Source organism: Peptoniphilus gorbachii (assembly GCF_016908115.1).
Taxonomy (GTDB): domain Bacteria; phylum Bacillota; class Clostridia; order Tissierellales; family Peptoniphilaceae; genus Peptoniphilus_A; species Peptoniphilus_A gorbachii.
Genome location: NZ_JAFBDH010000001.1, coordinates 315,068 through 328,988, shown reverse-complemented (window position 1 = coordinate 328,988; position 13,921 = coordinate 315,068). Strand labels below are relative to the sequence as shown.

9 protein-coding genes are annotated in these 13,921 nt (G+C 29.9%); 8 read left to right on the top strand and 1 reads right to left on the bottom strand.

The features are described from left to right. Positions 1–138 precede the first annotated feature (138 nt). The gene (locus JOD41_RS01585; protein WP_205051299.1) at positions 139–1,800 is read right to left on the bottom strand and encodes a cell wall-binding repeat-containing protein; all 1,662 of its coding nucleotides are present in this window, start codon (positions 1,798–1,800) and stop codon (positions 139–141) included. Positions 1,801–2,185: 385 nt separating this feature from the next. On the opposite strand from JOD41_RS01585, the gene JOD41_RS01580 reads away from it, so the two are divergent. From JOD41_RS01580 to JOD41_RS01545, 8 genes are all read left to right on the top strand, one after another. Beyond that, positions 2,186–4,285: a phospholipase D family protein gene (locus JOD41_RS01580; RefSeq protein WP_205051298.1), complete on the top strand. Its 2,100-nt coding sequence runs from the start codon at positions 2,186–2,188 to the stop codon at positions 4,283–4,285. A 4-nt stretch (positions 4,286–4,289) separates the two neighbouring features. After that, entirely contained in the window at positions 4,290–4,877 is a 588-nt protein-coding gene (locus JOD41_RS01575) for a resolvase (RefSeq protein WP_338046846.1), read from the top strand. A 45-nt stretch (positions 4,878–4,922) separates the two neighbouring features. Continuing rightward, entirely contained in the window at positions 4,923–6,302 is a 1,380-nt protein-coding gene (locus tag JOD41_RS01570) for a DNA adenine methylase (RefSeq protein WP_205051297.1), read from the top strand. Continuing rightward, entirely contained in the window at positions 6,302–7,600 is a 1,299-nt protein-coding gene (locus tag JOD41_RS01565) for a DNA adenine methylase (protein ID WP_205051296.1), read from the top strand. Before JOD41_RS01570 ends, JOD41_RS01565 begins: the two co-directional genes overlap by 1 nt. A gap of 3 nt (positions 7,601–7,603) precedes the next feature. Beyond that, positions 7,604–8,902 carry a hypothetical protein gene (locus tag JOD41_RS01560; RefSeq protein WP_205051295.1) on the top strand — a complete coding sequence of 433 codons (1,299 nt, stop codon included), beginning with the start codon at positions 7,604–7,606 and terminating at the stop codon, positions 8,900–8,902. 3 nt (positions 8,903–8,905) lie between these two features. Beyond that, positions 8,906–10,120 carry an AAA family ATPase gene (locus JOD41_RS01555; RefSeq protein WP_239540854.1) on the top strand — a complete coding sequence of 405 codons (1,215 nt, stop codon included), beginning with the start codon at positions 8,906–8,908 and terminating at the stop codon, positions 10,118–10,120. A gap of 12 nt (positions 10,121–10,132) precedes the next feature. Continuing rightward, positions 10,133–12,205, top strand: coding sequence for a protein kinase family protein (locus tag JOD41_RS01550; RefSeq protein WP_205051294.1), 2,073 nt, complete (start codon positions 10,133–10,135; stop codon positions 12,203–12,205). Between the two features lie 319 nt (positions 12,206–12,524). Beyond that, positions 12,525–13,142 carry a DUF3267 domain-containing protein gene (locus JOD41_RS01545; protein WP_205051293.1) on the top strand — a complete coding sequence of 206 codons (618 nt, stop codon included), beginning with the start codon at positions 12,525–12,527 and terminating at the stop codon, positions 13,140–13,142. The last annotated feature ends 779 nt before the right edge of the window (positions 13,143–13,921 follow it).

Genomic DNA, 13,921 nt, shown 5'->3' with positions numbered 1-13,921 from the left:
CAATCATATATTAAGACTTAGGATATAATACATAAAGAAATATTTTTCAGAATGGAAAGATATTATGCTAAAAAATGAAGTTTTAACAACCAAAGAAAAACCTCAGAGCTAATCTGAGGTTCTTTATGTTTAATTATATTATCTTTTTGCTTGTCTGAAACCTGCCGCTTTTGCTTCTGCGATAGTGTTAAAGAAAACTGCATTTCTCATTGCAACCTTTTTGTATCCTTGATTTCCTGGTAGGTGGAAAATCATAGAGTTTTTGTTTCCAATTATACGTCCTTTAGCATAAAGGTAAGCTGGATCATTAGGGTTTTTGTATCCACCTGGTTTGTTTGGATTTTTCTTTCCAGGATTTTTACCTTGATCTGGGTTTGGTGTTTCTAAGGGTGATGAGTCTTCCCAGATACCGACTTTTGCATCTCTTGCTGTTTTTTCTAAAGCCCTAAATTTCTCTACATATTTTACATTTGGAGGGAAAGTTGCTACTTTAGCCATACCTGCAATCAATAATTCTTTATTTACCATCTTGCCTTCAATGTATACATAAGCTAAAAGTCTGCCGTATTTATCTCTTTGTTGAACATCAAATTCAAGTTTTACAGATTTACCTTTAAGTAAGTTCTTTGTGAAGTTAGAAGCCACTTTTCCAAACTCTGTATTTCTATTTTTGTCTGGATGTACGCTTTCTGGAGTGTCAACACCAATTAGTCTAACTTTTTCGTCTTTGCCATTGATGTTTACTACTATTGTGTCACCATCTACAACTCTAGTTACAGGATATAAAACATCTTTTGGATTTTCTTTAGGTTTTTCTTCACCTTTAATTTGCTTCACTACATTTGCAGATACTGAAGACTCTCCACCTAATATTACAACATTCTTAATACCAGCGCTTTCTAAATAAGTCTTTGTAGCTTGTGATAACTTTCCACTTTCTGTAAGTAAAAGTACAGAATTGTTTTTAGCCACTGCTGGAGCTGATGCAAGTGCATCTGGATAGCTTAATCCATTTGCAAGATAAACTGTATCAACACTTCCACCAACTTGTGATGTGTATTCTTTAGCGATTAATGTTGCGGTTTCATATCTGTTCGTTCCTGCAAGTCTTTTTAATGCGTTACCTTTTACAGAAGATTTACCGCCAATTGCGTTTTCCCCTTTTAAAACAACATCTTTAGGTTGTAGTCCTAAGAATACTATGTCTAGGTTTTCATTTCTGTTGGTATTTAATTTTCCAATGAAAGGTGCAGCTGTTAATGCATCTGGAAAGTTAGTACCATCAACTTTCCAAGTTTCAGAGCTAACCTGTTCTTTAGTTTGCCCGTTTAGGTTGTTTTTAAGTACTGCTTTGAAAATTTCATTAGCTGTTTCATAACGGTTTTTACCAGCTAGTCTTTCCACTGTTTTTACTTGTGATTTTAATTCCTTTTCAATAGATTTTGAAATTAAACTTGTTCCACCAAGTAGGTAAATATGCTTCACGCCAAGTCTTTTTATTTCTGAACTTACAGTGCTTGAAACACCAGTTTTTGAAACTAATAAGATAGGGGCATTTTGCTGAATTGCAAGCTGACCTCCAGCAAGTGCATCTGGAAAATCTTCCCCACTAGCAACCACTGCATAGTCACTACTAGTAAAGCTTTTTCTACTAATTTCAAGTGCCGTTTCATATCTGTTTTTACCAGAAATTCTACTTACATTTACATCTTTTCCTTCTTGTTGAGCAAAAGTCGTTGATAAAGGTGTAAATATCAACGTTCCTGCCAGTAATAATGACATTACTCTTTTTTTAAACATCTTTTTTCTCCTTTGATAAAATTTTGTATATCAAATCGTGGCTTATATAAGCCATTTTGATCCATTTTGAGCATAATTGACTTAAATAAATTAATATGTTGAAGTGTAACTACTATTATTTTATCGAATGTGGTTGCTATAAGTCAATTGTAGAGCTTAGCTCAAAACTGCCCTTTAATTTTCTTCCAAACAATCCCAATACACTTAGAAAAAGCTCCAGATCAAAGGATTTCGGTGCCACATATGGAATAACTAATACCAGATTAGATTCTGGGGGTTTTCTTTATTGTTGTGTCTAAAAATAGTTGTTTATTTTTAGAATAAGGGATATAATTAGTATAAGAATGATTACGAATTTTTAGACTATCGGGTCGAGGAGGTATGTATGGATCAAATAAATCTATTTGATGACGTTCAATATGCTGAGAAATTAAGAATTGTCGGTGCAGAAGATGGAAAGGTAAGAGAAAGCACTAAGCACAAGATATATCATGTTGAGTTCAAAGACATTAGCTACAGTGATGTAGAGGAGTTGTTTTTTGGATTTAACGACATTAGAGCAATAACTTTCTCTTATGACATTAAATTTTTAAGTAAAATTATGAAGATGTTCGATTATGGAGAAATCATTCTTGGAGGAAGGTTTATGACTAGGAGAGATAGCGAACTCCATAAGCTTACCTCAGAAGCCTATTTACTTGCAGAAAATATGACTTTATCTGAAATGGCAGCAGATGCCGTAAGAAAGGAAAAAGACTTGGTTAAAATGATGGGCGAAGGAGCTTTGTTAATTAGGTCTCCAAAATACATCATAGACCACAGAAAGATTTATCTTCTTACGGCGGATGATGGTAGGACAAGGGTAATAAAGGGTTCTGCAAATATGACTAGCGGAGCTTGGTCAGGAGACCAATTGGAGGCCTATGAGGTCGACGATACTTATGAAGCGTATGAAGCCTATACGGAAGATTTTGAGACAGCATGGAAACTATCAGACGATATACCAGAGGATGTTGTTGGATCTGTTAAGACCGATAGTCCAGAGAAAGATATACCTGTGATTAAAGATGCATTAAAAACACAAAAGACAATTGTTCTAGAAGAACCAAAAGATGTTGTTGAAGTTTATGAGAGAATTAAGTATACGATAGATGCAGACAAGATTATGACTAAGAACAAGGAGCTTGTAAGCAATGTAAAGACAAAATCCAAGAATGGATATATTGAAATAGTCCCTAGTCTTGTAAAGAAAATCGGTGTCAACGCAAAAAGATTAAAGAGACAAAAGATGGATGTTAATGACACGAAAAAGGATTATCCAAAACTAACATTTGACTTCAGTACTGGTGAGGCTTTTTTAGATAACGAACCTCTTGACTTAAACCCAAAAGAAGAAGAGGTAAAAAATGACATTAGTTTGTTATTTGAGGCTTTTGACAATTACAATAGAGATTTTATTGGAGAGACAGATAGGGTTAGAGATTCGCATTATAAGCTTCTTAACATTCTTTTTTCTTCGCCATTTCATGCTAAGTTAAGATGTGTGGCTGATATTAAGAATATTCCGACATCCAGTTTACCCTTATACACTTTACTAGCATCAAAGGGGTCTAATTCTGGAAAAACATTTATGACAGAGCTTATTTTAAAACTAATGACAAATAAAGATTTAAAGGCTTTTTCTGTCAAAACTATTCCTACAGGCGTAATTGATAAGAAGCTTGGAGATTACAAGGGGATACCTATATTTGTCGATGAAATTGATGGCCCTTATTATGGAAGGTTAAAAGAGAAAATAAAGAATAGTCATCATTGTGAACTTAGCCAGAGAGAGGAGCAGCCTTTATTTATCTTTGCAAGTAATTGTGTGAGTGATCCAGAAGAGCCTGAAAGAAAGAGAATGCCTTTTTTACGCTATAGTGCAGGGCTTAAGACTGATATAGACCCAGTGGCTTATGATGGAATCAGTAAGAATATGAGAGCCAAAGCTACTAATGCCCTTTACAGAGAATATTTAAGAAGGATGATAAAGGAAGTGGATGAGCTTATAGATTATATGATTAAATCCAGTAATATCGCTGATGATTATTATCCTGACATGATGGCAATATCTTCTAGAACTTTAAGAAGCATATTCACAGATTTTGGTTATGAAATACCAGATTATGCAAAGGAGCTTAATTGGAATGATGACTTTTCATATCATGCTAAGTATATATCTAAAGATGCATTAGAGGGTATTAGTAAATTGTGGGAAAATGAACCAAAATCATTTATAATTAAATCAAGCATTGTAATTATTACATGGGGCTCTGATAAGGGATCTAGAAAGATGCTAGAAAGTTGGGCTAATTCTCTTCCAGTTGAGCTTAAAGCTCAGTATTCAGAAAATATGGAGGGTTCAAGAATTACTGTGAACAGACAAGAACTTGAAGAGGCGTTAGGCTTTAGATTTAGTAATTTTGCAAAGCTCTTTAGGAGGTAGTTAAGTGTCAATATATATTTACACCAAGACAACAGAAGATATATCTGTTTTTGAAGACATCATGGAAGTTATAGATAAAAAGAGTCAAGATATATTTGTCAGTGTTGAGCATAAAAGAAGTTTTCAAGAACTGGATGTAATTATGAAAGAGATGACCCATGAAGATATTTTAATCATCGGCAGTTTAACTTCTCTTGGAATCAATGAATCGGATATTGCCAACTCTTTAGAATATTTTATTAAAAATAGAAAGTACCTGGTAATTTCTGATATAGAATCCACCTATGAATACGGAGTTTCTCAACCGATGAATAAGGCTGTATTAAGCACGGTATTAAACTCTATTCTCTCAAATAATAAAAATATTATTAAGCTACCTAGAAATAAGAAGTCTAATGCAGGGAGAAATAGAATTGAGTTTCCAGATAATTGGGAAGAACTTTACGAAAGGTGGGAGAGGGATGGAATCTCATCTAAGGAATTTCTTGATAAATCTGGTCTTAAAAAAGCCACTTTTTACAACATGATCACTGAATACAAAGAAATCTTGAAGGCTAATGAGGCTTTTGTTAAAAAATATAAATTAGGATGATATCCTATGATTAAACAAATATAAGAACATAAGGAATTTTATAAAATGGTAAGTAATAGTCAAAATGATAATAATAAAATACGAGTAATTCAATATCTTGGAAGTAAGCTAAGAATAATTGATAACATAAATGATGAAATAAAAGAAATAGTTGAAGAGGGAAGTGTTGTATGCGACCTGTTCTCAGGGTCGGGGGTTGTATCTAATAAGCTTGCGCAAAACTATACTGTTTATGCGAATGATATACAAGAGTATTCTAAGTTAATAACTAAGGTTCTGCTGTGCATTGATAAAAATAAAATAAATACCTTAACCTTTAAAGATATAGTGGATACAAGTTATTACAAAAACAATCTAAATAAACTAAATAAGATCTTTGAAGAGCCCTTAAAATATGAAAAAGAGATTTTAGAAAATAATGATTATGATAAATTTGCAGAATTAAACGAACTTGGGGTTTTTTATGATAAGTCTGAATTAGAAAATGAAAATATAGATATGGCAAAAAAAATATTTGGGAGATCTATAGAAATTTTTGATTTAGAAAAAATTAATGAGATCGCTAAAACAAGAGAGTATTATGCTTTATTTTCGATTTACTATTCAAATGGTTATTTCTCTTTGCAACAATCTATCGAAATTGATTCTTTAAGGTATGCGCTAGATAATATGCTAAAAAACAAAGAAATAGACCAATACACCTATGATATGTTATTGGTTTGTTTATTACACTCTGTATCAGAAGTTGTAAGCAGTGTGGGCAAAAACTTTGCACAACCAATAAAAGTTACGAACAAGGACGGGGAAATAAAAGATTTTGCAATAAAAAGATGCATAAAAGATAGAAAATTAAAAATAAAAGATTATTTTCAACCGATGCTTGAAAACCTTGAAACATTGAACGTTTATGCGGACAATAATAAAGTATTTTCAAAAGATGCAATTAAACTTTTAGATATAGATGAAATGAAGGATGTGAATTTATTTTACTTAGATCCCCCATATACAATTGACCATTATTCCAGGTTTTATCACATCTTGGAAACTTTGGTGAAGTATGATTATCCTAAGCTTGAAAAAAAGACTTATCTTGGCAAGAAAAGAATAATGAATGGTAGATATAGAGATGATAGATTTCAATCTAACTTTAGTATTCCTTCAAAAGGATTAGATGAGTTTAAAGAGTTAATAGGAAAAATAAAAAAACTAAAAGCAGATATTGTGTTAAGTTATTCAGATAGTGATCAAGACTTAGATACCAGAAAAAGAGTTGTGAACAAAGAGGACTTAATTTCAATACTTAAAGACAATTATTCATCTGTTGAAGTTAAAAGTCTTAATCACAGATATAGAAAATTAAGTCATAAAACTAGTAATAGAAAGGAAATAAATAACAGCGAAATGCTGATTGTTTGTAGAGATTAATGGACAAATATATTGGAAATAAAAAAGCGATTATAAAAGAAATACACGAATTTCTAATGAAAAAGAATTTAGAAAGTGGAGTTTTTCTTGACGTGTTTGCAGGGACAACAAATGTTGGTCAATATTTTAAGCAAAGAGGATACTCAATTGTTAGTAATGATATTAACGAAATGTCTTATGTTTTGGGGATGGCTTATATAAAAAACAATGAATTTCCAAAATTCACTAAGCTTTTAGATGAAATAAATGATGAAGGTTTTGTTGAAAATAAGAACGAGATCGATGAATATATAGAAAACCTAAGAAAAAAAGCAAAAGCAGAAAAAATATTTGATGAAAATTATTTTGATAGACTAAAATTTAAAGAAAAAATTATTCCTCTTGCAATTGTGTTAAATTATTTAAATAATCTTGATATTGATAACTTAAATGAAGAGGAGTCGTTATTCTTTGATTATTACTGCAAAAATGGGAAAAAATCCTCTTTTAGAAGCCTTAGGGGTTCTGAAGGAAATAGAAATTATTTCACAGAAAAAAATGCAAAAAAACTTGGGAAAATACTTTATACAATAAAAACTTGGAAAAAGAATAAAATTCTAAAAGAAAATGAGTTTTACATTCTACTAACATGCGTAATTGAAGAAGTAACTTTGAATGCAAATGTGAATGGAACTTTTCATGATTTCAATAGAAAAAAACTCTATCCAAACGCTTTAATAGACTTTAAGTTAAAGCCTATTATACTTAATATCTATCCTACAGGAAATGAATTTGAAGTTTATAGAAAAGATGCAAATGATTTATATAAAGAGCCTAAAATTCAGAAGCTAATAAAAGACGGTACAGAATCAATATTGTATATTGATCCGCCATACAATTTCCGACAATACTCAGCCTATTATCACATGCTTAACTTTATCGCAAAATATCATGAAATAGAAGATGTTATAACATACGCAAATGGATTTGAATTTGTTAGAGGTCAAAACATGGAAGATAATTTTACTTCAAAGTATTGCTATAGAGATTCGTTTATAAACGAGCTAACAGATTTAATAGATAACTTAAAGACAAATGAAATATTAATTAGCTACTATGATGAAAACAATCATTGGAACCATGGAGAAAAAACGGTATCTATGCAAGGAAGGAGAGAAATATTAAGTATATTTGAAAAATTGAATGACATTGTAAAATATGATGAAAATCCATATATCATTCCAAGGCTTAATTATCAAAGTAGAGTTGGTGCTAGAAAAAAAGAAGTAGATGAATTATTGTTTTATGCTAGGAGGTAAATTATGGGAAAATGGATTAAAGATGAAGAGCTTGATCTATTAGATATGGTTTTTGAAGAAGATCACTTGATACCTAGAAACCAAAAAGGATACAACAAGGACGGAACTATTAAACCAGGTAAAGGATTCAAACTAAGACACTTGAGTTTATACAATTCAAATACAAAAGCAATTACGAATCTTTGTAGAAACTTGGAAGAAGTTAAGTTTAATAACACTATAGATCATCAATACACCGAGATATTGAGAAAGTGTGGTTTAATAACGAAAACTGAGGAAGTTACTAAATATGGGGACATGCTTTTAAAAATAATTCATTATAATAACAATGAGATTATAAACAAAATTAACCAAGTTACATCTGTAAAAGCATTACCAGAATATATTCCTTACACAGTTGAATTCTTCTTATTTTGTGTAATAAGTAAATTGTTAAACGACAAGGATGAATGTGAAGACAATGATATCATTCAAGGAGATTTATTTTCTGAACCAATAAATAATATTGAATATTTCTTTGTGAATATAATAGATACAATGAAGGAACCCTCTAATAATAAGGTTGATTTACACGAGTTTTTTAACTTTGATAATGATGATTTTTATTATACCATGCAGGCTATGAATTTTACTGGATATGAAGTTAAAAGATTGTTTAGAATGGAAAAAGACAAAATTAATAAAACTTGGGAATCATATTATAAAATACTAGAAAGCGTATCTAAAATTGATGCATTAACTCTTAAAAATTTAACGGATAGAGAAGAAAAATATTATAATTACTCAAATTACTTCAAGAAGCAAGTCCAGAAGGATGTTAGAAATAGAGTTAAATTATCCTTATACAGCTATATTCTTTTAAACTCAATAAAAGTTAGTAGAAATAAAGTAAAGATTATAAAAAATTACAATTACGAGTATCTTATTTCTTATGATGAAATTAAAGATATAGCCGAAAAATACAACTTATTAGATGTCTATAGACTTGTATTTTTAGAAAGTGACAGCAAATATATCACTAATGTAATCAAACCATTAGCTGTAGATCCTAAAAAAATAGACTTATCAAAAAATAATAATATTGTTAATATTTCAGTTGATTCAAGAGTTCAGCAGGCTATAAACATAGGAGATGTAGTTATATTTACAAATACGACAATAGATGATATTTTATATCCTTCTACCTATCTGGTTGAGGATATAACCTCAATTGGAAATTCTGAATTAGAGTTAAGATTAAGTAAAAAGAATCCAATCAATATAGATAAGAAAGAACAAATTATTAATGATATAAAGGAGTAAACCATGTCTAATTTAAATACGATTGAGCAATATAATAAGGGAACTTTATTTCCAGAGAAATATGATGAAACATATATAGCGACAAAGCATGTTCAGGACTATTCACTTGAAATTCCAGAGAAAATAGTAGAAAAGCTAAATAAAGAAGTACAGAAAAAAGGCTTATTTTTTGATAATGACAACTTAATGAAAGACATTGCAACAGGACTAATAAGAGGAAATATAATTTTACAAGGGCCCCCTGGAACTGGTAAGACAACCCTCGCCGAAATTATTAGTAATGTATTTAATGTTGATTATGAGATAGTGACAGCTATGTCTGACTGGACAACTTACGATACAATCGGTGGATTACAGCCTGATGTTGATGAAGAAGGAAATGAGATTATAACTGGGAAAAATGGACGCATTGTAGATAGTATTATAGGATGTTGCAACACAATTTTACAAAAAGAAAAATATGATTATGATAAGCAAGCATCATGGTTATTTATTGATGAGCTAAATCGAAGTGAAATTGATAAAGTTTTTGGTGATTTATTTACAGTATTTGGAAGTAGTTCTTTGCAAGATAAAAAAATACCGTTATGGTTTGAAAAAGACCCGAATAAATCAATATTATATGTTCCTCAAAGATATAGAATTATTGGCATGATGAACAATATTGATAAAAATTATGTATATGACTTATCACATGGTTTGGCCAGAAGATTTACTTTTATTAATGTACTTCCACCGACGGAAGGAAATTTTGAAACAGAAGTTAATAATATTAAAGAAATAATTAAAAATAATTTAAATGCAAGATTTAAGAATAATAGTGGATTAACAATAAACGATTCTTATATAGATAAAGTCTATGAAAAAAGCGAGTTTAAGGATCTAGAGACTAAGCTTAAGAATTTTATAAAAGACATCAGATATGACGGGGAGAATCGATTAAACTTACAGTTTGGAACGGCACAAATAATAGATTTGTACGAAAATATTATTATTAGATTAATTCTAGATGATTATTTGAAATTAGATTCTTCTCAAGTAGAAAATGTAACTAAAGAAGCTTTTGACTCTTCAATAGTTAGTAGACTAGTCCCACAAATGGAAGGTTATGACTATAGAAAATTAAAAGATTTTAATGAAATTAAACTTTCAGATGAGTCTGAATATAGAGACATTTTGTCTAATGAGAGCATTGAAATTATAAAGTCATTGGTTTAAAAGGTGGTTGAGATGGAGAATAATTTCTTTGAAGAAAACCAACTGTTTTTTATTTATAATAATAAGGATTTTTTGGAATTTATTTCAAGTTACTATTCAAGTTATAAGATGGATTCATTAGATCTTCACAGTTCTTATGGAGAAATTAATTCAATAGAAAATTTAAAATTATATATCCGTATTATTTTGGCTAATGTTAATGACTTTTCTGAAAGTTTAAAAATAATAGAAAAGAACATTTCATCTTCATTCAAAGACGAAAAAATTATTTCTACTGGAAGTATAAAAGGAAGATTGCTTTTAAATGAATATGTAAAAAACAAAAGTACTATAAGGATGCCAAAGGAATATCCGTCTATTGTAAAAAACAAATCTTTAGAAAACCCAGAAAACGAGTTTATTGCTATTTCTATATATCTAGTTATAGATGCAATTGAAGATTGTTTAGCCAAGCTTTCAAAAGTAACAACAGAAATTGTTGAAGAGTCAATACTTCTTAAAAAACAATTGGATTATTTTATTGCTGTTCTAAAACAATATCCATTTTCACAATTGATAAAATTTGTACCAAGAAGAAATCTTTATCTGAAAATGAATGACGATCTTATTAATAATGTTGTGAATAGACTAAACAAAGGAAAGGTAAAAAATGGATATGCATACATGTCTATATTACAATGGTATGAAAAATTCTTAAAAAATGGATTATCATGGATAGGCGAAGAAAACATAAAAATGCTTATTTATGATGGTTCTTTTAGGAACAAACTATTTGAATTTTGGTGTTTGTTTAAAATAAATGATACATTAAAAAACAAGTTTCATATGATAGAAAAAGATAAAAATGATTTATTATCTGGACAAAAAAACTATATTACTCAATACGAGTCTATTGAGGGGAGTATTATAGAATTATATTATCAAAAAGGCAAAGATTTATATTGGAATGACAAAGTTAAGCAAGATTGGAGATATGCAAACAGTGTAAAAGATAGTTATCTCATTGGAATTCCAGACATATCAATTAAAGTAAGGAATAAAACAGATAATATTATATTAATTGATGTAAAAAACAAGGTACGAGATAAAAATCAGAACTCAGAGGAAATATACAAAGTAATTGGGTACTTTTCTAATTTCAGAACTTTTCTTAAAGAATACTATGATAATTCATATAAAAATCGAGGAATATTAATTTATAGAAATGATAAACAAGAGTTTGAAGATGAGTTAGAAAGCGATGAAAATCGTCTTTTAACCATATCTACAGGAATATACAAAGATAAAAGTTTGATAGATGAAAGATTTACTAAAATTTGTGAATATGCGTTAAATATCAGAGGGTTAAATGGTACTAGATCTGAGTTTATTGCAAAATCCAACTATGAAATTAATGAAGCATCAAAAGAAGTTCAAAAAGCAATTAAATCTAATGATTTTTCAACTTTGGAAGATTCTATATATATGCTAAGCGAATCAAATCACAAAAATATATCTACAATGTTTAGTAATAAAAATTTAAAAGAATCATTAGATGAATGTATGGAATTTCTTAGAGAGAATCATTTCCCGCATATATGGGATGATATGGATGTTGATGTGAAAAAAACATTAGCTATGGCTGAAGTTTTATATTCTGGAATAGAAAATGTTGAAAAAGCAGATTATTCCCCTATGTGCTTGGAATATTGTAAAGCTATTGAAAAAGAAATAAACAATATTATAATTACACCCTTTAGAAGAAAATTTGATAAAAATTCTTCCATACACAGGAATCTAAATTATAAAAAATTAAAAGTAAATAGAGAGTTAACACTGGGTGAGTGTATATATTTACTTGAAGCTTGTAATAAAAAGAAATATAAAACAATTGAGTTAAAAGATTTTATTGAAAAAAATATTAATGACAGTTCAGGGGTATTAGATCAAATGATTTTAAAGTTAACAGAACTGAATACAAATGTCAGAAGAAAAGCCGCCCATACAACTGTGATGAAATATCCAGAGCTTGTTCACACAAGAGAACTTGTGCTGGGGATAGGCCATGAAAATCTGTTTTATATTCTATTAGACAAAAGAGAGTAAAATATTGTTAGATTAATTTAAACTACAGCATTAAGAAATAGAATAGACAAAATTATCTCTGGAATTATAGAAAGTAAGAAAATTTTGTATGAACAAAGGCGTTATAGCTCTCGTGATTTTTAAAGAGTAAAAGATATTAGGTTTATTTAAACTATATAATCATAGAGATAAAAATGGTATCTTACAGATTAAGTGTTTATATATCAACTACTTTTTAGGAGAATTTTGCAAATATGGCTTCGATAGTGGTGAGAGTATAGAAACGGTGGCAGCAGACATAGGTTATTTTTGTGGCTAAAATTAGATCTAGGAGGTTCTTATGACAAAAGATGAGGAGATTAGGGTTAATAATTTTAATAAGGTCACAGAGGATCTCTTGGAACAAGGCTATATATCAAAAGATATTAGTGTAGGAATGTTTAAATCTCATTTGCTAACAATCATTTTGCTGGGTCCTTTAGTGTTTTTAATACTGAAAATATATGAGCGGATTTATTCTCCATATGATTTAGCATATATTTTATTAGACAGCAAAAGCCTATTATTCCTAGGAATTACAATTATTGTTTTGGCTATAGTTCACGAGGTTTTACACGGTTTTACCTGGTCATTATTTACTCCTAGAGGCATAAAGGATATTTCTTTTGGGTTTATCCTTAAGTATCTGAGTCCATACAGTACCTGTAAGGTTCCTTTAAAGCGATGGCAATACACACTTGGGGTATTGATGCCTCTAATCGTCTTAGGAATAATACCAACGATTATAGGACTTTTGGCGGGGATTGCATCAATCACCATTATAGGAGCTCTTTTTATTATCGGGGCGGGTGGAGATCTAGTTATGGTTTATCTGTTGATGTCCTACAAACCAAAAAGAAAAGACCTTTTAGTTTACGACAATCCTACAAAGATGGGGGTAAGGTTTTTTGAAAAATAATTTTAAGTAGCAGGGGAAACCCTGCTTTTTTTGTGCAGAATAATAGATCCTCTAAAAGAGGTTCTTTTTTTAATTCTAGAAAATATGTTTTTAGTTGATTTTGTATGGTCTTATTTTTGTGAATCAATAAAAATTTTTGATATTAGATTCTTTAAACGGAAGAATCTTTCTCATATAAGGCTTTTAGGGGTGTTTAAGTTCTATATTTGCAAGTATAGGTTTGTTTAAGTTCTACAACATTTTATTAAAGAATCAATAAAAAAGTATGAGTGCGTTTAAGTTATATATTTATGAATATAGGGGAGATTAAGTTATAGATTTTTTTGCTATTTCTTGTATAGGGTTGTTTAAGTTCTATATTTAGGTGTATAGGGCTGTTTAAGTTCTATATTTAGGTGTATAGGGCTGTTTAAGTTCTACGTTTTACAAGAAGTGGGCTAAAATAACCCAGTATAAAATTTAAGATTACCTATATTTTTACGATTTTATTTTTTATTTTTACTTTTTTGAAGAAATATTTGATTTGGAATTTTTTAATTAGAAATGAAAAATTTTACTGCTTTTTAAAAATGTAAGGACCCATCAGCGATTGGGGTCAGTGGATATAGGGGCGTTTAAGTTCTACGGAAAAACGAGTCAAAAAAAAGTATGGGGGCGTTTAAGTTCTACGTCAAGGAATGGCTGATTCTAGCCATTAAAAGGGTATAAGGGGCGTTTAAGTTCTATATTTGGGAGTATAGGGGCGTTTAAGTTAATAGGGGCGGTTAAGTTATAAAACC

Coding starts and splice junctions, on each gene's coding strand:
- JOD41_RS01585 (WP_205051299.1), bottom strand. CDS start 1,800: ATGTTTAAAAAAAGAGTAATGTCATTATTACTGGCAGGAACGTTGATA.
- JOD41_RS01555 (WP_239540854.1), top strand. CDS start 8,906: ATGTCTAATTTAAATACGATTGAGCAATATAATAAGGGAACTTTATTT.
- JOD41_RS01580 (WP_205051298.1), top strand. CDS start 2,186: ATGGATCAAATAAATCTATTTGATGACGTTCAATATGCTGAGAAATTA.
- JOD41_RS01560 (WP_205051295.1), top strand. CDS start 7,604: ATGGGAAAATGGATTAAAGATGAAGAGCTTGATCTATTAGATATGGTT.
- JOD41_RS01565 (WP_205051296.1), top strand. CDS start 6,302: ATGGACAAATATATTGGAAATAAAAAAGCGATTATAAAAGAAATACAC.
- JOD41_RS01570 (WP_205051297.1), top strand. CDS start 4,923: ATGGTAAGTAATAGTCAAAATGATAATAATAAAATACGAGTAATTCAA.
- JOD41_RS01550 (WP_205051294.1), top strand. CDS start 10,133: ATGGAGAATAATTTCTTTGAAGAAAACCAACTGTTTTTTATTTATAAT.
- JOD41_RS01545 (WP_205051293.1), top strand. CDS start 12,525: ATGACAAAAGATGAGGAGATTAGGGTTAATAATTTTAATAAGGTCACA.